The sequence below is a fragment of the Kitasatospora sp. NPDC058032 genome, from assembly GCF_042885845.1.
Classification (GTDB): domain Bacteria; phylum Actinomycetota; class Actinomycetes; order Streptomycetales; family Streptomycetaceae; genus Kitasatospora.
The window spans coordinates 14,869-35,647 of the sequence record NZ_JBHVRK010000007.1 but is presented as its reverse complement, the minus strand read 5'-3'; the positions used below and the strand labels follow the sequence as shown (position 1 = coordinate 35,647).

At 71.9% G+C, this 20,779-nt stretch carries 7 protein-coding genes; 1 reads left to right on the top strand and 6 read right to left on the bottom strand.

Annotated elements, in window-relative coordinates; all coding sequences use genetic code 11:
• Window positions 1–190 precede the first annotated feature (190 nt).
• The 5 genes from ACFVUH_RS13715 to ACFVUH_RS13695 all read right to left on the bottom strand — a co-directional run bounded on the left by ACFVUH_RS13715 (window position 191) and on the right by ACFVUH_RS13695 (window position 18,531).
• The gene (locus tag ACFVUH_RS13715; RefSeq protein ID WP_387913205.1) at window positions 191–11,938 is read right to left on the bottom strand and encodes a LamG-like jellyroll fold domain-containing protein; all 11,748 of its coding nucleotides are present in this window, start codon (window positions 11,936–11,938) and stop codon (window positions 191–193) included.
• Window positions 11,939–13,111: 1,173 nt separating this feature from the next.
• The gene (locus ACFVUH_RS13710) at window positions 13,112–13,471 is read right to left on the bottom strand and encodes an STAS domain-containing protein (RefSeq protein ID WP_387913203.1); all 360 of its coding nucleotides are present in this window, start codon (window positions 13,469–13,471) and stop codon (window positions 13,112–13,114) included.
• Between the two features lie 191 nt (window positions 13,472–13,662).
• On the bottom strand, window positions 13,663–13,941 hold the full coding sequence (locus ACFVUH_RS13705) for a dsRBD fold-containing protein (protein WP_355366345.1): 279 nt from the start codon (window positions 13,939–13,941) through the stop codon (window positions 13,663–13,665).
• Window positions 13,942–14,094: 153 nt separating this feature from the next.
• Window positions 14,095–17,754, bottom strand: coding sequence for a hydantoinase B/oxoprolinase family protein (locus ACFVUH_RS13700; protein WP_387913201.1), 3,660 nt, complete (start codon window positions 17,752–17,754; stop codon window positions 14,095–14,097).
• Between the two features lie 117 nt (window positions 17,755–17,871).
• Window positions 17,872–18,531 (bottom strand): hypothetical protein, encoded by a 660-nt coding sequence (locus ACFVUH_RS13695; protein WP_387913200.1) that lies wholly within the window; start codon window positions 18,529–18,531, stop codon window positions 17,872–17,874.
• A gap of 489 nt (window positions 18,532–19,020) precedes the next feature.
• On the opposite strand from ACFVUH_RS13695, the gene ACFVUH_RS13690 reads away from it, so the two are divergent.
• Window positions 19,021–20,241 (top strand): glycosyltransferase, encoded by a 1,221-nt coding sequence (locus tag ACFVUH_RS13690; RefSeq protein ID WP_387913199.1) that lies wholly within the window; start codon window positions 19,021–19,023, stop codon window positions 20,239–20,241.
• Window positions 20,242–20,317: 76 nt separating this feature from the next.
• Here ACFVUH_RS13690 and ACFVUH_RS13685 read toward each other — a convergent pair whose 3' ends face one another.
• On the bottom strand, window positions 20,318–20,470 hold the full coding sequence (locus tag ACFVUH_RS13685) for a hypothetical protein (RefSeq protein WP_355366329.1): 153 nt from the start codon (window positions 20,468–20,470) through the stop codon (window positions 20,318–20,320).
• Between the last annotated feature and the right edge of the window lie 309 nt (window positions 20,471–20,779).

Genomic DNA, 20,779 nt, shown 5'->3' with positions numbered 1-20,779 from the left:
GCCGGTGACCGCGCACGACGCGGTGACGGCGCGGCGACGACACAGGCGCCACCCCGCGGGAAGCGGGGTGGCGCCTGTTCGTTCGTCAACTGTGCAGTGCGGCAGTCCGGCCCACCGATCACCGCGACCTCAGATCACGGGCAATTCCTCAACCGAACACCGGAGAGGTGCCAAGGAGGTCTCCATCCCGTCACCACCCGTACCGCTCGGAGGAGCAGATGCGGATGTAGTCCTGAACATTCATGATGTAGCAGTCGACATCGAGGCCTCCGGTGCCTGTCGCCTGCAAGTGGACTGCGGTCGGGATCCCTGTCTGGTTCGCACTGTAGATGTCGGTCACCTCGAAGTCGACGCGCTGCCTTCCCGACCGAACCTCGTTGGCGATCTTGTTCTCGACCTTGGACATTTCCAGGTTGGCGTTGCCGTGCAACGGGACGAGGTTCCGGAGGTCTGTTCCGGATCCGCCGAACTGCCGGCCCATGTTGTGTCCGCGTGCACGGCACCCCTGGCAGTCCGGCAGATTCCAGAAGTCGGGCGGGGTGACCATTTCGGGGAAGTCGCGGGAGTTCCACGCGGTTCCTGTCCCGTCCTCCAAGTCCTGGGGTGAATCGAAGTGGCCGTAGGCTCCGGTGGCACGGCAACCGGCGGGGCCCGGTCGGAAGCGCTCCCTCGGAAGGTAGGTGATGTTGCCGTGCACGTTGGTTCCCGCGTTGTCACCACACGACTCGTCGTCGTCCTCTGTCCGACCGCCGGTGCGACCGATCGGAAGAGGCTTGTCCTTCAACTGCGGATTGGTACCGATCCGCCGTTCCGAGCCGACCGACAACGCGTCCACAAGCCCTGTGACGAGGAGAGATCCCGCAAAGGCCGCGACGGAGGAGATGAAGGTGGCGCCGCCCGCGGTGATCCCGGTGAGGAGTGGGGTGCCGATCTGGACGACCGTGTCGATCAGCCAGTTGAGCGGGTTGGGGGAGGCTTTGGGGCGGTCGGCGTCATTGATAGGGCGGATGTTCGGCTTCGGCTTCGGCTTCGGCTTCGGGGTGCCGGTACTCGGGTGCCCGTGCGTTGACTTCGTATTGTGGTGGCCGCCGCCGGGGCCATGGCCGCCACCGCCGCCGTCGTTGCGGGACCCGGAGCCACCGCATGTCGTTGTCCACCAGTGGCCGTCGCAGAAGAGGTCCTTCTGCTGGTCCGGAGCATAGGCCTGGTCCGGATCCGAGAAGTCTGCGCCACTGAAGTCGTCACCGAGGAGTTCGTCGGTCAAGTCGTCGATCGTGCTCTTGTCGATGTTTTTGCATATCAGCCCCCAGTTGATTCGGTTGTTCGACCTCAGCCGCCGGAGGTTCGCGGCGTAGCTGCAGTCCATGTGCCCGCTGGGGTCGACCCGGTCGAGAGGGTCGCCGCTGCCGTAGGTGAACCGGTTGCCCCGGATGGAGGGGCTGGGGTTGAGGTTCCAGGAGTCCCGGGCGGTGAAGGTGCCGGCGCCGGGCTGGTACCAGCGGGCGGCCATGTTGACATCGCCGGTGGTGGGGTCGGTCCAGCCGCTCTGGTAGCCGAGGGCGGTGCCGGTGCCGTTGGTGGCGGTCGGCTTGCCGAAGGGGTCGTAGGCGGTGCTGCTGCCGAGCGTGCCGGTGGCTGGGTCGAACGTGGCGACGACGTCGCTGTGGGCGTCGGTGAGTTCGATGCGGGAGGTGGGGGAGGCACCGGTCCCCGCGGTGGCGAGCAGGACGCCTGCGGGGGTGCGGCTGTAGCGAGAGGTGCCGTCGGAGACCTGGTTGTTGGAACTGCCGTCGTAGGTGAACGTGGCGGTGCCCGACTGGGTGACACGGTCGAGGGAGTCGTAGGTGTAGCCGACGGGGCCCCGGCCGGTCATCCGGTCGAAGGCGTCGAACCGGACGGCGGTCGGCTGGGCTCCGTGCACGGTCCGGCTGTTCATGGTGCCGCGGGGCGAGTAGGTGTAGCTGTTGCTGCCGTCGTCGAGGAGTTCGTTGCGTTCGTCGTACGTGCTGGTGACGCCGCCCGCGCTGGTGCGGTTACCGGCCGCGTCCCAGGTGTACGCGGTCGTGGTGGTGCCGCTGGTCCAGGAGGTGAGGCGGCCTGCGAGGTCGTAGGCATAGGTGTTCTGGCCGGCGCCGGCGGTGCCGGTGGTGGCCTTCCCGGTGATGCGGCCGTTGGCGTCGAAGCCGTAGGCGATGGAGGAGACGGTGGAACCGGCGGGGTTCTTGACGGTGTCGGTGGCGAGGCGCCCGGCCTGGTCGTAGCCGAAGTCGCGGGTGGAGCCGCCACTGCCGTACCGGGTGGTCTTGAGGCGTCCCGCAGCGTCGTACTCGTAACCGAGGGTGCGCCCGGTGAGCGGGTCCGCCGCGGTGAGCAGTTGGCCGGCGGCGGTGTAGGTGTAGGTGGTGCTGCCGGCGGCGTCGGAGCGGCCGGTCAGGTTGCCGTCGGCGTCGTAGGCGTAGCCGGAGTTGCCGCCGGGCCCGGCGCTCGTGAGCAGCAGGCCGCGGTCGTTGTACGTGTAGGCGTTGGTGCCGGTGGGCGCGGTGGCACTGGTGAGGTGGCCGTCGAGGTCGTAGCCGAGGGTGCGGGTCGGGGTGGCGGCCTCGCCGCCGGTGCCGGTCTCCTCGGTGGTCCGGCCGAGCGGGTCGTAGCTGCGCCGGCGGAGGATGCCGCCGGGTTCGACGAGGGTGGTGGCGCGGCCTGCGGCATCGTAGCTGGTGGTGAACGTGCCGTCGGCGGTGGCGGGGGCGGCCGTGGTGGCGGGTTCGACGGTGGATTCGGGCAGGCCGAGGCTGTTGTAGGTGTAGTAGGTGGCGAAGCCCTTGCCGTTGGTGAAGCGCGTGCGGTGGCCGGCCGCGTCGTAGCCGAAGGTGGTGGTGATGGTGGACTGCGGTCCGACGGGTTCGGTCTGGCGGATCAGGTTGCCGGCCGGGTCGTAGGCACGGGTGGTGGTGTGGGCCACGATGTCGGCCGGGTCGGTGACGTTGTCGGTGCTGCCGGTGGGGGCGCTCTGCAGGTCGTAACTGGTGTAGGTGGTGCCGATGACGGTGCCGGCGGCGTCGAACCGGCTGCTGGAGACGGCGTTGCCGAGGGCGTCGTACGCCGTGGTGGCGGCGGTTCCGTCGGGGTGGGTGGTTTTCTGCGGGCGGCCGAGGGCGTCGTAGGTGGTGCGGGTGGTGAGCCCGGCAGGGTCGGTGACGGTGACGGGCTGGCCGGCGGCGTTGTAGGTGGCCTTGGTGATCCCGCCCTTGGGCTGGGTGGACGTGATCTGGTTACCGGCGTCGTCGTAGCCGAAGGTACTGGTGAGGGCGACGGGGACGGGGTACCGCTCGACCTGGGTGGCGCTGATGCGGCGCCCGAGGTCGTCGTAGGTGGCTTCGGTGCGGCTGCCGAGCGGACTGGTGGCCGTGATCGGTTCGCCGTTCAGGTCGTGGGAGTACGTCCAGGTCGGAACGGTGTCTCCGACGGCGGGCAGCTTCTGTTCGACGAGGTTGCCGAGTTGGTCGTAGCGGTTGCTGGTCGTGAGGTTGAGTCCGCCCGGGTCGACGGTGCTGGAGGTGATCCGGTCGAGGGCGTCGTAGACGGTGGTGGCGGTCGGCGTGAAGCCGGTGCCGGTGCGCGGGTCGATGTACGCGGTGCCGGTGGTGGCGGTGCGGCGTCCGGCGAGGTCGTAGGTGTGGGTCGTGACGGTGCCGAGCGGGTCGCGGGTGGCGGTGACTTCGCCAAAGGTGTTGTAGCCGGTGGTGGTGCGGGCGCGGCCGGCGGTCGGCGCGCCGGCGCGGGTGGCCGGGTCGTAGGTTTCCGCGGTGACCAGTGGCCCGGCGGTGATGGTGGGCCTGCCGAGCGCGTCGTAGGCCTGGGTGCTGGTGTACGCGTCGGGGTCGGCGCCGGTGGCGTGGCCGTTGGGGCTGGTGGTGCTGGTCCGCAGGCCGAGCTGGTTGTAGGTGTGGCTGGTGACCGCGTCGGTTCCGTTGCCCTTGACGGCCCGGGTGAGCAGCAGGCCGGCGGGACTGTAGGTGTTCTCGGCGCGCTCGGTGAGGCCGCCGCCGGTGGCGGTGGCGCTGAGAACACGGTCGCCGGCGTCGTAGGTGTAGGCGGTGGTGCGATTGAGGCCGCCGGGGTCGAGGGTGGTGGAAGTGGTGCGGCCCGCGGCGTCGTGGGCGGTCACGACTGTGGTCTTGCCGCCGCCGGTGGTCTGCTGGACGAGTTGGCCGGCCGGGTCGTAGGTGTTCTGCTGGAGGACGACGGTGCGCTGGGTGCCGTCCGTGTTGCGGTAGCCGTCGAGGTCGGTCTCGGCGACGGTGTTGTCGTCGTTGTAGTAGGTGTGGGTGGTGCGGCCCATGGCGTCGGTGACGGTGGCGAGCCGGCCGGCGGGGTCGTAGGCGCGGGCCTCCAGGACCTGGAAGCGGGAGGGGACGGGGTTGAGCGGGCTGCCGGTGTAGTTGTTGATGCCGGTGCGCAGGAGTCGGCCGTTGCCGTCGTAGGTGTAGCTCCAGGAGGTGCCGGCGGGGTCGGTCCGGTTGATGGGGTGGGCCTCGGCGTCGTAGACGTAGCTGGTGGCACGGCCGGCCGGGTCGGTGGTCCTGGACAGCTGGTTGTAGGAGTTGTAGGCCCAGGTGGTGGTGCGCGGAGCGTCGCCGCCGGTGGTGTCGTCGACGGTCTGGGTGGTCCGGTTGCCGTCCGTGTCGTAGCCGGTGGCGGTCCTGCGGGTGTGGACGGTGCCGGTGACGGCGTCGGTGGTGGCCGGGTCAGTCCGCGTCAGGGGGTTGCCGAGACCGTCCCAGGTGTAGGTGGTGGTGGCGGTGGGGCCGCAGTCGGTGCAGGTGGTGCCGGCGGCGGTGCGGCGCCCGAGGTTGTCGTACGTGTAGCTGGTGACCAGGCCGGTGGGTGCGGTGGCGCGGGTGAGGTTGCCGGCCCTGTCGTAGACGTAGGTGGTGGCGGCGCCGGCGGTGTCGGTGGTGGTTGCGGGCAGCGCGGCGGGCTGGGTGCCGGTCGAGCCTACGGCCGCCTCGGTGCCCGTCGTGTAGCTGACGGTCGCGGTGCGGCCGTTGGGGAAGTCAGGGGTGGCGGGGGCGGTCGTGGCGGTGGGGTCACCGAGCGCGTTGTACGTGTAAGTGGTGCTGTAGGTGGTGTCGTTGGCGTTCTTCGACCGGGCGTCACTGCTGCTCAGGGGCCGGTCGTTGACGGGGCTGAAGGGGTTGGCCTGGTCGAGCGCGTAGGAGGCGTATGCCGTGTGGCAGTGCGCGGCGTCCGTGCAGGTGGTGGTGGAGACGGTGTTGCCGCGCTCGTCGTGGCCGGTGGTGATGGTGTGCCCGTCGGGGTCGGTGACGCTGTGGAGGAAGCCGTGGCTGTCGTAGCTGTACCGGGTGGTGGCGGCGTTGGCGTCGGTGACGGCGGTGAGTTGGCCGGTTCGGGTGTCCCAGCGCCAGGTGAGGGTGTGGGAGAGCGGGTCGGTGACGGTGGCGGTGGTGAGCTTGGTCTGCGCCGCGGCGCTGCCCATGGCCTTGTAGTGGGTGGTGACGGCGTCCGCGTTCAGGACGGAGGGGTAGTAGGCGACTTCGGCGATGGTGCCGGTGAAGCGCCCGTCGGGGCTGGTGGGGTGGTTGGGCCAGGTGCCGTCGGCGGTTCCGGCGCCGACGTAGGCGTAGGCGGTGCCGTTGGCGAACACGGTGTGCCTGGCGGTGGACCCCGCGGTCTTGGCGCCGTCGAGGTAGAGCGTCTGACTGTTGTCGTCGCCGGCGAGGACGGCGTGGTGCCAGGTGTTGTCGTTGACGTTCTTGGTGGAGGTCAGCGCCGTGGCGACGTCACCGGTCCACAGGGCACCGTGGAGCTTGCCGTCGGTGCCGACGTAGAGGGCGGGGTTCCACTGGTCCACCCCCTCGGCGTGGGCGGCACCGAGCGGGAAGGACTGGTAGGCGTAGAGCACGCCGGCGGTGGTGGTTCTGAACCACAGCTCGATGCTGTTGGCTCCGCGCACGGGTATGGCGGTGCGCGGCAGTTGCAGTGCGGAGGTGGTGCCGTTGAACGAGGCGGCGGTGCCGTCGGAGCTGCCGGAGGGGCCGGTGACACCCAGGTTGGTGCTGGTGTAGGTACCGTGTCCCTGTCCGGGCAGGGCGGTGCCGAGGGTGTCCTGGACGATGCCGGCACCGGCGGGCTCGTTCAGCCGCCAGTAGGCCTCGGGGGTGGAGCCGATCACGCCGGTGCGGTAGTTCCCGGACTGGGTGACGGCCTCGCCCGCGGGGGCGGTGGCGTAGCCGTAGTGGCGGCTGATCGTACTGGTCTCCAGGGCGTAGCCGTAGTAGGAGAAGTCGGCGATCTGGCCGGTGAAGTGTCCGTTGCCGTCGGCCGGTTGGCTGGGCCAGCCGCTGACGGTTCCCGCGCCGAGGTAGGAGTACCGGGGGCTGGTGTACTTGGTGGCGCCGCTGACGGGGCTTCCACTGGCGGCGCCGTCGACGAAGAGCTGCTGGTAGAAGGAGCCGTTCGCGTAGCCGACGACGAGGTCGGCCATGTGCCAGGCGTTGTCGTTGACGGCGGTGGCGGAGACGGCGGTGTTGGTGTTGTCTCCGTTCCAGACCTGGCCGCGGAGTCGGCCGTCGGCGCCGACGTACAGGACCGGCGTGTAGGTGGCCGGGGTGGTGCCGCCGATGGGGTCGGACTGGTAGCTGTAGACGACGCCGGGTTTCGCGGTCTTGAACCAGACCTCGACGGTGGCGGTGTTGCCGATGTGGGGGGCGGCGTCCGCGGGCAGCCGGACGTAGGAGGTGGTGCCGTTGAAGGTCGCCACGCTGGTGTTGCCGGTGGAGTATGGGCCGCCGGCGGTCAGGGAGGTGTCGGAGTAGCTGCCCTGGTTCTCGGCGAGCGCCCCGGAGGTGAGCAGTTCGGTGGCCTGGTTGCCGGCGGTGTCGGACAGCCGCCAGTACCCGGACGGGCGGGCGTCGATGACGGCGGCGTCGTACGCGGCCGTGCCGTTGGCCGCCTGGGCGTAGAGGGCGGCGGCGTTGACGGGGTGGTCGAAGGCGGCGACGTCGGCGATCTGGCCGTTGAAGTGGCCTGACGGGTCGGTGGGGGCGGCGGGCCAGCCGATGTCGGAGGCGCCGGCGCCGACGTAGACGTGGAGGCGGCCGTTGGGCTTGATCTCACCGGCGAGGGAGCCGGCGGCCTGGCCGTCGAGGTAGAGGGTCTGGCTGGTGGACGTGTCGGTGGACAGCACGGCCTGGTGCCACTTGCCGTCGGTGACGGTGGCCCCGGTTGCGAGCGTGCTGGAGGCCTTGCCGGTCCACAGCTGGCCGTGGAGCTTGCCGTCGGTGCCGACGTAGAGGGCGGGGTTCCACTGGTCCGTGGCCTGGACGTGGGCGGCGCCGATGGGGAAGGACTGGTAGCCGATCAGGACGCCGGGCGCTGTGGTTCTGAACCACAGCGCGAAGGCGCCGGTGCCGGTGGTGGGGGCGTACGCGGCGGGGAGCTCGGCCCAGGAGGTGGTGCCGTCGAAGGTCGCTGCCGTGCTGCCGCTGGTCGGGCCCGGAGCGCCGAGGGCCACATTGGAGTAGGTGCCGTTGTTGGGGGTGGGACGCGGGGTCTGGACGGCGTTGGTGGCCTGTCCGGCCTTCCCCTCCGCCAGACGCCAGTAGCCGCCGGGGCGGGAACCGAGAACCGCGCTGCGGTACTCCTGTTCGGATCCGGAGACGGTGGGTTGGTTGAGCTTCCAGACACCGCCGTCGGGGTCGGTGTACTGGGTGGCGCGGTCGTTGACCGTGTCGTAACTGACGGCCAGGCCGGTCTTGCCGGAGGGCAGGGTGACGGTGGTGAGTTCGGCGGACGGCCTCTGCGCGGCGGCCCATTGGGCGGAGACGGCGGGTGCGCCGAGGGTGCGGTTGTAGAACGCGACGTCGCTGATGGTGCCGTTGAAGTAGCCGGCGTGGCCGGTGTTGTCGCTGCCGTTGTAGTACGGCTCGTCGGGCCAGCCGCCGCCGATAAAGCCGCCGCCGACGGTGGCGACGCGCTGCCCGGGGGCGACGACCTGCCCGGTGCGGGTGCCCTGGGCGGTGCCGTCCAGGTAGAGGGTCTGGGTGTCGCCGGAGGCGGTCAGCAGCGCGTAGTGCCACTTGCCGTCGTTGACCTGGCCGGTGGAGGCGATCGGGTTGACCCAGCCGTTCCACAGCTCACCGTAGAGCTTGCCGGAGGTGCCGACGTACAGGGCCGGGGTGTAGTTCCCGGTGGTGGTGGCGGCGGGGAAGGAGTCGGTCTGGTATCCGAACAGCACGCCCTGGCCGGTGGTCCTGAACCACAGGCCGATGGTGGCGTAGGCGGAGGCGTCCAGGAGGCTCCGTGGGAGGGTGACGACACCGGAGGTGCCGTTGAAGGTGGCCGCCGTGGCAGGGGAGCCGTTGCCCGGGCCGGCGGCGCCGAGGGTGACGCCCTGGGCGGAGTAGGTGGCCCTGTCGGTGCCCTGGTTGGCGATGGTCTCGCTGTTCGCGGTGGTGCCGGAGGCCTCGCCCAGGCGCCAGTAGGAGACGGGCGCGGCGTCCAGGACGGCCGAGCGCAGGTGCGAGCCCGAGGTGTAGGCGTAGCCGGTGCAGGGGCGGGCGGTATTGGTGCCCGCAGGCGGGGTGCAGACCTGAGCGAGTCGGTCGGCGTCGGTGGCGTCGTAGCCGTAGGTCCAGGTGAGCGCCGTGGTGGTGTCGCCGGCGGTGGCCGGGTCGGTGGCGACCTGCGCGACGTGCCGGCCGTCGGTGGTCCAGGCGAAGTGCAGGGCGCGGCCGGACGCCTCGTCGGTAACGGTGTCGAGCTTCCCGCCGGTGTAGTGCAGGGCCTGGGTGTGCTGCTGGCGGTCGGTGATCTGCGACAGCAGGTAGCCGCTACCGGAGGGCTGGGCGAAGTTGTAGACGGTGCCGGTCTTGTCGGCGAGGGTGTAGCCGCCGCCGGCCCGGGCCGCGAGGGTCTCGAACTCGCCGGCGGGGGACGTGTAGACAGGCATGCCGGTGGTGGTGCGCGCGGCGGCGGACCACTGGGGGGAGCCGGCGGAGTGGTACAGGTACTGGCTGCCGGTGGCCTTGTCGACGGCGAGGATGTCCGTTCCGGGGTCGCCAGGGATGCCGTCGACGGGAGCGAGGTCGCGCAGACCGTCCCAGCCACCGCCGAGGTCGACAGGGCTGTTGAAGGTGGAGGCGCCCAGGACCGCGTTGCCGGTGCCCGGGTACAGCAGCAGGTGGCCGCTGGTGTTGATGACGGCGAGATCGCCGCGGCCGTCATGGTTGAAGTCGCCACCGATGGCCTCGCGCAGGCCGTTCCAGCCGCTGCCGACGGCGACGCGCGCACCGAGCGAGGAGCCGCCGGCAGTGATCGGGTAGGCGTAGAGCGTTCCGGTGGCGGGGTCGACGGCCAGCAGGTCCTTTCGTCCGTCGGTGGTCAGCGGAGGGGTGACCGCCACGTTGGTCAGGGTCTTCCAGCCGCCGGTGGCCAGGGTCGTGACGGCACCGAGGTTGGTGCCGCTGACGCCGGTGTTCAGGGTGATCGAGTCGTTCGACGTGTTGACGGCGAGCACGTCACCCACGCCGTCGCCGGTGACGTCGGCGCCGACGATCCGACCGGCGCCGTTCCAGCCTTCGCCGAGCAGACGGCGCTTGGTCTGGGAGAAGTCCGGGCCCGGGTAGAGCCACAGCTTGCCGGTGCTGGAGTCCACCGCCACCGCGTCGTCGACGCCGTCACCGGTCTGGTCGCCGGTGGCGGCGAGTCGGGTGAGCTGGAAATCGTTCCGCCCGAACCGCTCGGTCCGGCCGTTGGCGGTCGTCAGCACCACTCCGCCGCCGCCGTCCGCGTCCGGTATCACGCTCATGTCGTACACCGACGACCAGCCGGCACCGAACATGGCCCCGGTACGCGGATCGAGCGAGTTGTACGTCCGGTTCACGGCCAGTGCCGGACCGACCGCGGTGACCGAGGCGTCGGTGGCGTCGGTGGTGTAGTTGCCGGCCTGCGGGTCGAAGCTACGGGTGCTCCCGTTGCCGACGGCGCCGCCGAGCCGGGAGGTGATCAGGGGCTGCTGCACCGAGGTGGTGAAGCGGATGGGGGCCGATTCGAGGCTCTCGCCCTGGTGGTCGCCGGCCTTGACCGTCCACTGGTACGTCGCGTTCCAGGCGAGCAGTCCGCTCGGCACCTTCCAGGAGTTGGACGGCTGCCAGCCCGACTCCGCGAGCAGTTGCGGGCTGCCGAGCGACGGGTCGGTGAACACCTTGAAGTCGTAGTCGACGCCGGTTCCCGGGCTGTTGTCGGGATCGTGTCCGGTGGCGTAGAGCTGCGGCGACAGGGTGCCCACCGAAGTGCCGCTGAGCGGCTCGACGAGGTCGATCTGCGGCGGGATGTTGCTGCTGGAGATCCATGTGCACGGTCCGGTGGGGACGCCGTAGGAGTCGCGCAGGGAGGCGGTGCCTCCGACGTAGCCGTCCCAGCAGAGGATGTACGACCGGTTGGCGGGCAGCGCCGGAATGACGCCGGTGACCGTCACGGACTCGCCGGTCCGCACGAGGCCCGGAACACCGGTGAGCGGCGCGTTGACGTTCAGCTCGTTCCAGTTGCTGTCGAATATGCGAGCCTTGAGCTGCATGCTGGTGGAGTTCCACCAGTTCGCGGCGAGGTTGGTCATCACCACCTGCTGCGAGCCGGCCGTATTGGCAGTCGGCGGAATGTAGTCGGTTCCGAGGCTGTACGAGGCAGCCCAGTCGCTGTACACGACGGACAGGTAGGGCGGGTAGGCGGTGTTCACGCTGGAGAACTTCTTCCAGCTGTAGGTGTCGGTGTTGCTGGTGGTGACGGCGAGACCGTAGTTGGCGCCGGCGTGCGCCCAGCTCTCGACCAGCTGGACACCCGCGTCGCCGTGGCTCCCGCCGAGGCTCACCCAGTCCCAGGCCGGCCCGCCGCAGCCGTCGCCGTGCGACCAGGAGCGAGAGCCGAGCTGCTGTCCGATCGAGACACCGGGGTAGTCCCTGATCCCGGAGGGGTCCCAGCCGCTGGTGATCTGGCTGACGTTCACCGGGTGGGGTGAGCACTCGTAGGAGTGGGTGTTGTTCAGGTTGAGGGTGACGGCCTCGACGTAGTTCATGCCGATGTTGGCCACGGCAGGGAAGTAGAGGTAGGTGTTGAACCGGTCGGTGCCGCCGTCGTAGGTGCCGATCCGGAGCACGGAGTCGGCCGAGTTGTTGGCCCGTGCCGTGTTCTGAACGAACGTCGACTGGCCGGCGTTGATCCCGTTCGTGGTGGTCGGGTCGACCTTCACCGGGTAGACCCGGTTCGGGTCCTTCAGCCAGGACGTGTCGAGCGACATCCGCAGGACCGGAGTGTCGTTCTCGGTCACGAGCGTGTACGTCACACCGCCGGTACGAGCGCCGTCCCCCGACGCCGGGTCAATCCGCGAGTCCTCCATGAACCCCGTCGGGATGGTCAGGCGGACATCGCCCTTCTCGTCCCGGAACTCGACCTGGCCGCCGTCGCCGACGGCCGCGCTCAGCCCGGTGAGCGCCAGGGGGAAGTCCCAGACGGCGGGAGCGGAGGAGTCGTGCAGTACCAGGGACTCCTTGATGCCCTGTGCCATGCCGTTGTAGACGACATCGGCGCCCGGCAGGACCCCGGGGTAGGTCAGCTGCTCGCCGGAGACCGCACCGGCCACGGCGGTGGCGCCCTTCAGGCTGTAGGAGACCTGGTGGGCTGCGTCCAGCTGCCAGCTCAGCAGGGCGGTGGCGTCCGAGGAGGCCGCGAAGGTCACGTCCTGGTCGTTGGCGGCCTCGCGCCAGCGGCCGGCCCGGGTCTGGGACAGCGTCGTGTCGATGTCCGCCCACGTACCGTCAGCGGCCTTGTAGTGCACCGGGCGCGAGTACACCCGGACGGTTTTGGTCCCGTCCGGATTCACGAAGACGGAGGTGCTCTCCGTCCGCTTCGCGGTGTCCTCCACGCCATCGGTGGCCGGTCCCGGAAGTGCGGCCCCCGGCTTGCCGGTTCCGTCCCGGACGTCCTTTCCGCCGCGGCCGGAGGCGGAACGGTCCCTGGGCTTGAGATTCGCCGGTATCGTGGCCTCCTTCCCTGTCGGGACGGGGTTCTGCGCGAGCGACTCCTGCGGACTCCCGGCCTCCGGGCCTTCCTCTGCCGCCCCCAGCTCGCCCGGTCCGGGCGCATGCTTGCGCGGGTCACCCGAGGCCGGGTGCCGGGATGTCGCCGACGCATCGACGCTGCCGCCCCTGCCGTCCGCCGAGCCACCCGCTTGGGTTGGTGTGGAGGGCTGCTGATGGTGTACTGGGACACGGTCCGCGGTGAACGCGAGCGCATTCTGGGTGCCGAGCGCCAGCACGATCGCGAGGCTGAGTGACAGTGACACCCATCGGACTTCACGTGCGGCCCGCCGCCGGGTGCCCCGAGGGGGTGGCCGGCGGTCGGCGGCGAACCACAGCAGGACTGCACGAAGCCGCGGAAGTTGCATGGATATCCCCCACCCAGCGATCGGCTCATCACCCGGGCGGCGACGGCCACCATTTGATAGCAGGGAACCAGCCCGGCCGCACGCATAGAGATCTGTCGATTTATCCGTTTCTTATGCGATTGCCCGGTATTCGAAAGTCGCAGGGTGGAAATTATTTACCAATCCTTTGCTTGTGTGAACCAGGGTTTATCGTCTCCAATCAGCCCCCCGGTGGATCTGTTTCACAAATCCGTGTACGCGGCTACGAACTTCTCGATCGCACGCGAAGTCGGTCATCCCGGTCCCGGATCGCCAGGAGCCGGCGGACGTCGGGGCGAGGGAGGGGGCAGCAGGGTGGTGGCGGGTCACACGCCCGAGACGTGGGCGAGTTGGCCGACGGCGCGGTGACGGCGATGGCGAGGCCGTAGCGGGTGACAGCGACGATGAGCCGCAGGCGTGCGGTGCCGGAGGAGGCGAGGAACCCGAGGAAGGGGGCGAGGCCGCCGACCAGGAAGCTGGTGGCGGAAGCGAGGGCGGCGGCATGTCTCTCGGCGTGGGGACGATCCGGTCGTGGCGGCCCACCCCACCGGCTGCTCCCGTCGGGAGGTCACGGTCGACTGTGGGCGGCAGACAGCCTGATTGTCGTACCGGGAAGGTCGGACGCGGGCGGGCTCAGGGGTGGGCGGGCTGGGCGAACTCGCACGGCACGGACCGGTACAGGCCGAGCAGCCGCAGCACCTTGGCGGGCTGCCGGGAGACGCCGCGCAGGAACAGCCGGGTGCCCTTCGACAGGCGCCGGTTCAGCTGCAGGAAGGCGTCCGCGCCCGAGCTGTCGCAGAAGCTGACGCCGGACAGGTCCAGCACGAGCTCCCGGTCGCCCTCGTCCGCGAGTCCCAGGAGCTCCGGGACGAGGCCGGACGCGGTGAGCATGTCCAGTTCGCCGCTCAGCCGCACCACCGTGGTGCGGGCCCGCGGATCGCGGGTGACCGATCGGACCACGCCGTGCCCGACCGCTGTTGCCGTCGCGCCCACCACAACCTCCTGGGAGTCCCGTCGTCTCGCGGCCCCGGGCGCGCGACCGGTCCTCCGGTCGGCGCGGTGCCGTGTCGTACCGGAGTCAACCAACTGCCGCGCTGTGCCGGGAAGAACCGATGGGCCCCCGCCGTAGGGCCGGTGGTCCCGGGCCGCCCGGACGGCCCCGGCGGGTGTCGACGGGCGCGGGCTCAGCCGGCGTCGTGCCCGTTGGCCGCGGCGTCGGTCCGGCCGGCGCGCAGCAGCTGCTGCCCGAGGTCGATCAGGGCCCGGCCGGCCGCGTACTCGTCGCCGATCTCCGGAACCGGCGGGTCGTGCGGGTTGCGGTGGGCGGTGGTGCGGCTGTGCAGGGTGTTGTCGCCGGTGTCGAGAACGGCATGGACGTTGGTGACGTCGCCCTCCTCGAAGAGGTCGAGCCGCAGGGTCCAGCGCTTGGTGCGCAGCGGTGTCGTGGTGGTGTGTGTGCTCATCACGGTTCCGTCCTTTCGCGTACGGTCATCCCTGGAGGAGGGCGGCGCCCCGGGCGCGGGCGCGGCGTCGCGGGTCCCCGATCGTGTCCGCACTTCCATGGCACCACCACCGGGCCCTGCGCGCAGTCTCCGCCGGTTCCGCGCCTGCCGTGTTCATCGCCGCCTCCGGTCGCCTTCGTCGGTTCCCCGGGGCGCGGCGTCACCGGTCGCCGTGGTCCGGTCCCCGGCCTGCGGTCCGGTGTGCGGTCGGTCGTGCGGTCCGTCGTGCGGCCCGAACCCGCCGCCGCCGGGGGTGAGGATCTCCACGGCGTCACCGGCCGCGAGCTCGGCGCTGCCGCAGCCGGGCACCTCCTCCACGGTTCCGTCGTGGCGCAGCACGCGGTTGGCGCCGAGCGCGCCGGGAAGGCCGCCGGCGAGGCCGTACGGCGGGACGCGGCGGTGGCCGGAGAGGACGCTGATCGTCATCGCCTCGCGGAACCTCAGCCGCCGGAGCACGCCGTTGCCGCCGTGCCGGCGTCCGCCCCCGCCGCTGCCGGGGCGCACGGCGAACTCCTCGACGAGAACGGGGTACCGCCACTCCAGGACCTCCGGGTCGGTGAGGCGGGAGTTGGTCATGTGGGTCTGGACGGCGTCCGCCCCGTCGAAGGTCGGCCCGGCGCCGGAGCCGGAGGCGATGGTCTCGTAGTACTGGTGCTCCGCGTTGCCGAAGGTCAGGTTGTTCATCGTGCCGGAGCCCTCGGCCTGGACGCCGAGCGCGCCGTAGAGCGCGCCGACGATGGCCTGCGAGGTCTCGACGTTGCCGGCGGCGACGGCGGCGGGGTACTCGGGGGCGAGCATCGAGCCGGGCGGGACGAGGATCCGCAGCGGGCGCAGGCAGCCGTCGTTGAGCGGGATGTCGTCGGCGACGAGGGTGCGGAAGACGTACAGCACGGCGGCGGTGACGACGGCGGAGGGCGCGTTGAGGTTGCCCGCGAGCTGGGGGGACGTCCCGGCGAAGTCGATGGTGGCGCCGCGCTTCCGGCGGTCGACGCGCACCGAGACGGCGATCACGGCGCCGGAGTCGGTCTCGTAGCGGTGGCTGCCGTCGCCGAGGCCGTCGACGGCGCGCCGCACCGCCTGCTCGGCGTTGTCCTGGACGTGCCGCATGTACGCCTGGACGACGTCGAGGCCGAAGTGCTCGATCATCGCGTTGACCTCGTCGACGCCCTTGCGGTTGGCGGCGATCTGGGCGCGCAGGTCGGCGAGGTTGGTGTCCGGGTCGCGGGAGGGGTGCGGCGGGTCGGTGAGCAGCCGCCGGGTCTCCTGCTCGCGCAGTCGTCCGTCCACCACCAGTGGCCAGTTGTCGAAGAGCACGCCCTCCTCGTGGATCTCACGGCTGTCGGCGGGCATCGAGCCGGGGGAGATGCCGCCGATCTCGGCGTGGTGGCCCCGGGAGGCGACGAGGAACAGGATGTCGCGGCCGTCCGGGTCGAAGACCGGGGTCACGACGGTGACGTCGGGCAGGTGGGTGCCCCCGTGGTACGGGTCGTTGACGGCGTAGGCGTCGCCCGGGCGCATCCGCGGACCCTGCCGGCGGAGGACCTCCTTGACGGTGGTGCCCATCGAGCCGAGGTGGACCGGGATGTGCGGGGCGTTGGCGACGAGGTTGCCGTCCGGGTCGAAGAGCGCGCAGGAGAAGTCCAGCCGCTCCTTGATGTTGACCGACTGCGCGGTGGACTCCAGCCGGGCGCCCATCTGCTGGGCGATGGCCATGAAGAGGTTGTTGAAGACCTCCAGCAGGACCGGGTCGGCGCGGGTGGGGACGCTCTCCTCGGCGGTGGCCCCGACCTGTTCGACCAGCAGGTGCCCGGCCGCGGTCACGGTCGCCCGCCACCCGGCGTCCACCACGGTGGTGGCGTTGGCCTCGGTGATCACCGCCGGGCCGGTGACGGTGTCCTGCGCCCGCATCGACTCGCGCTCCAGCAGCGGGACCCGGTGCCAACGGCCGCCGGTGTACAGGCGGACGGCGACGGGTCCGGCCGGGGCCGGCGCGGGGGAGAGGGTGTCGAGCGCGGGCCGCTCGGTCAGGCCGGTGCCTTCGACGGCGAGGGCCTCGACGGTGAGCGGGCGGTCCATCAGGAAGGAGTAGGTGGCCCGGTGCCGCTCCTCGAACTCGGCCCGCATGCCGGCCGGTTCGCCCAGCGGGACGCCGATGGTGCTGTCGGTGCCCTGGTAGCGCAGCCGGACCCGGTGGGTCAGCCGGATCCGTTCCCGGGGCACGCCCTGGTCGAGCAGTTCGCCGAGGGCCGCGCGCGCCAGCTCGTCGGCGAGGGCCCGCACGGCGCCCATCTCCTCCTCGGCCAGGGGCCGTTCGACGGCCCGCTCGCGCAGGACGGTGGTGTCGGCCAGGCCGATGCCGAGGGCGGACAGCACCCCGGCCATCGGCGGGACCAGCACGGTGCGCACGCCCAGTGCCTCGGCCACCGGACAGGCGACCTGGCCGCCCGCGCCGCCGAAGGTGGTGAGCGTGTAGCGGGTGACGTCGTGGCCCTGCTGGACGGAGATGCGCTTGATCGCATTGGCGATGTTGCCGACCGCGATCCGCAGGAACCCGTCGGCCACCTCCTCGGCCGTACGGTCGCCGATCTCCCCGGCCAGTTCGGCGAACCGGCGTTCGGTCGGTCCGCGGTCGAGCGGCTGGTCGCCGTCCGGTCCGAAGACCCGGGGGAAGTGCTCGGCCTGGATCCGGCCGAGCAGCAGGTTGGCGTCGGTGACGGTGAGCGGCCCGCCGTTGCGGTAGCAGGCGGGGCCGGGGAAGGCGCCGGCCGAGTCCGGGCCGACCCGCAGGCGTTCACCGTCGAAGCGGAGCACCGAGCCGCCGCCCGCCGCGACGGTGTGGATCGCCAGCATCGGCGCCCGCAGCCGCACCCCGGCGACCTGGGTGGTCACCACCCGCTCGTACTCGCCCGCGAAGTGCGAGACGTCGGTGGAGGTGCCGCCCATGTCGAAGCCGATCACCCGGCCGTGGCCGGCGAGTTCCGACATCCGCACCATGCCGATGATGCCGCCGGCCGGGCCGGACAGGATCGCGTCCTTGCCCCGGAAGTGGCCGGCCTCGGCGAGCCCGCCGTTGGACTGCATGAACATCAGCCGGACACCGGCCAGTTGGTCCGCCACCTGGCGGACGTAGCGGCGCAGCCCCGGGTCGAGGTAGGCGTCGACCACCGCGGTGTCCCCGCGCGGCACCAGCTTCATCAGCGGGCTCGCCTCGCTGGACAGTGACACCTGGTCGAAGCCGAGCCGCTCGGCGAGCCGGCCGATCGCGCGCTCGTGGGCGGGGTGCAGACAGCTGTGCAGGCAGACCACGGCGACGGAGCGCAGGCCCTCGCGTCGGCAGTCGCGCAGCTCGTCCGCGAGCCGGTCGAGGTCGGGCGGGCGCAGGACCCGGCCGTCGGCGGCGATCCGCTCGTCCACCTCGACCACGCGGCTGTACAGCGGCTCGGGCAGGACGATCTCACGGGCGAAGATCAGCGGCCGGTTCTGGTAGCCGATCCGCAGGGCGTCCGCGAAGCCGCGCGTGACGACCAGGACGGTCGGCTCGCCGGTGCGCTCCAACAGGGCGTTGGTGGCCACCGTGGTGCCCATCCGGACCGAGTCGATGTCCGCCCCGGCCGGCAGGAGGGCCCGGATCCCCGCCACCGCGGGGTCGCGGTCGAGCGCCGGGTCGTGCGAGAGCAGTTTGTGGGTGAGCAGACGGCCGTCCGGCGCCAGTGCGACCACGTCGGTGAAGGTCCCGCCCCGGTCCACCCAGAACTGCCAGCCCCTGGCCGCCATGACCGGTTCCCTCCGCCCTGCCGTGTGGCATTCCGTGCGCGAGTGGCCCCGCGCACGAGTATCCGGCCGGGCGAACGGCCGGGGCAACCGGAACCCGTCGCGGGCCGGACCCGGGCCTCAGGCCCCGGCCTGCGCGAACAGCACGGCATGGCGGGCGATCGCCCCGGCACGGTCGGCGCACTGCTGGTAGCAGCAGGCCAGCAGGACGAGGTCGGTGACGTCGACCGGGTCCGTCGCCTTCTCGCGGGAGTCCTCGCGGGAGTCCTCGCGGGCGTCCTCGCTGGAGTCCGCGCGCAGCAGCAGCCCGTACAGCAGCCGCTGCCGCTGGCCGACCTCGTGCAACTCGCTCAGCACGTCCGCGACGCCCTCGGCCGCCCCGGACCGCAGGACGTCGGCGGACCGCGCGACCAGGTCCAGCGCCGCACCGGCGAGCCCGTGCAGCGGGTCCCGCAGCCGCCCGTCGAAGGCCCCCCGCTCCTGGCGGGCCCACGCCGCCTCCAGCAGCCGCCGGGTCAGCTGCGCGAGCGCCTCCAGCTCGCACCCGACGTGGACGCCCACGACGACCCCGGCCCGCCCGCCGGGCGTCGCGGCGGCGTCCTCCTCGACCCGGGCCAGCAGCTCGCCCAGGGCCTTCTCCGCGATCGCGATCCCGTCCTCGCCGTCGTCCGGCTCCATGAGGACGGCCGTCACACCGCCCAGCGCGGTGTGCGCCAGTCCCACCAGCGCGGCGAGCTCGTCGACCAGCGCGCGGTGGCCGGCGTCTGCGCCATCGGACATCGCATTCACTCCCGTCGTCCCCGCTAGGCCGCTCCCGCGCCCACCGGGGTCCGTCGTCGGATCCGTGCCCCCGGCCGTCCCCGCCGGAGCCCGGGGTGCTTCCATCGTCCCGTGGGGCGGCTCCGTTGTCCTGGGGCGAGGACAGCCCCGAGGGCCGGATCCCTCAGCCCGTCGGCCCGCCGACGAAGGTGTGGGCGCGGGTGTACGTGGTGAACCCGAGGGATTCGTAGAGCCGCTTTGGGGACGGGGTGGGCGGCGTCGTCCCGTGAGCGGACGACGGCGCGCCGGCCGCCGGCCCGGGCGAAGGCGTGCAGCACGAAGGCGTGCAGCCCGGCCGTGCGGACGGCGTGGGCCAGGCCGCACCGGCGGTGGTCGGGGTGGGTGCCGACGGCCGTCGGGTGTTCGTCGCCGCGGTCGAGGGACGGGCACCAGTTCCCCGGTGGGGGCCCGGGTTCCCGACGCACCGGCGCGGCATGGAGAATCACCCCCATGCGGATCCTGATCGTCACCACCGGTTCCCGCGGGGACGTCGCGCCGTTCACGGGCCTGGGCCGGTGCCTGGTGGACGCCGGGCACCGGGTCGCCGTCGTCGCCCATCCGACCTTCGAGACGCTGATCGAGGGCTGCGGGCTGGAGTACCGGCGGCTGCCGGGGGACCCGGAGGAGCTGATCCGCGCCAGGGCCCGCGCGACGTCCCGGGAGGAGACCCGCGCGCTGATGACCGCCTTCGTGGACGGGCTCGCCGACGGTGTGGCCGATGCCGTGGAGGGCGGGGCGGACCTGCTGCTCACCGCCTTCGCCCCGTCGTCGTTCAGCCGGACGGCGGGGGAGGCCCACGGCGTGCCCGTCCTCGGCACGTACCTCACGCCGGCCTTCGCCACCACCGCGTTCCCGCTGCCCGGCCCCGGCGTCGCCGGGGACCTCGGGCCGGAGGAGAACCTGGCGGTCGGCCGGGAGCGGCTCCGGAGTGCGGAAGGGCTGTTCTCGGGCGCGGTGGCCCGGCTGCGCGAGCGCCTCGGCCTGCCCGGTACGACGCCGCCGGAACCGCTCGGACACACCCGTCCGGTCGTCCACGGTTACAGTCCGCTGCTGCTGCCGCGTCCGGCGGACTGGCCGGCCCCGGTCGAGGTGGCGGGCTTCTGGTGGCCCGCCCGGCCGCTGGACTGGCAGCCTCCCGCCGAGCTGGTCGACTTCCTCCAGGCCGGTCCGGCACCGGTGTTCATCGGTTTCGGCAGCATGGCGCCGGGGGAGGGTGAGCGGCTCGGTGAGCTGGTGACGGAGGCGGTGCGTCGGGCGGGCGTGCGCGCGGTGGTCCAGGCCGGGTGGGCCGGACTGAAGGCGGCGGGCGACGACGTGCTGTCCGTCGGGGACCTGCCGCATGACTGGCTGTTCCCGCGTACGGCCGCCGTCGTGCACCACGCCGGAGCGGGTACCACGGGCGCCGCGCTGCGGGCCGGCGTTCCCGCCGTGCCGGTGCCGGTCATGGTCGACCAGCCGTTCTGGGCGGAACGGCTGCACCGGTTGGGAGTCGCCCCGGAGCCCGTGCCGTTCGCCGATCTCACCGCCGAGCGCCTCGCCGCCGCGATCACGGCGGCGCTGGCGGAACCGGTCCGCCGCCGCGCGGCCGCCGTCGGCGCGCTGATGGCGGCCGAGGACGGTGCCGGTGCTGTGCTCTCCCACGTCGACCGGATCGACGGCTACCCCGGCTGACCTGCCGGTACTCCCCGGGGGAGAGCGGTGGTCGCGGTGGTGCGGCTTCCGGGTCGACGGCCTGCGGTCGCGGTGCTCAGCCGCCGAGGCGGGCGAGGAGCAGACGCGCCCGACGGGACTTGGCCTCGGCGCGGTTCTTCAGGTAGAGCGCGTGGGCGAGGCGGTGCTGCTCGGCCTCCCGCATCCGCTCGTTGATGATGGCCCGCGCGGTGTCGAGGTGGTAGGTCATGACGGTCTTTCCCCCTGCCGGTGGGAGGCCGCCGACGCCTTCAACGTCGGCCCCAAGGCCTCCTTGCGCCTATGATTCTACATCAACCTTTGAACATCGCTCGCCAATTCCCAGCCGCGACGGGTTGTTCTCCTGCTGTTTGAAGGATCGTCGGTTGGTGAGGATTGGGTGTGCCGGGGGGGGGCGCCAGCCCCCCCCCCCCGGGGCCCCCCCCGGGGCGCCCCCCCCCCCCCCACCCCCCCCCCCCCCCCCAACCCCCCCCCCCCCCCCCCCGCGCCGCCCCCCCCCCCCCCGGTTGGGCCCCCCCCC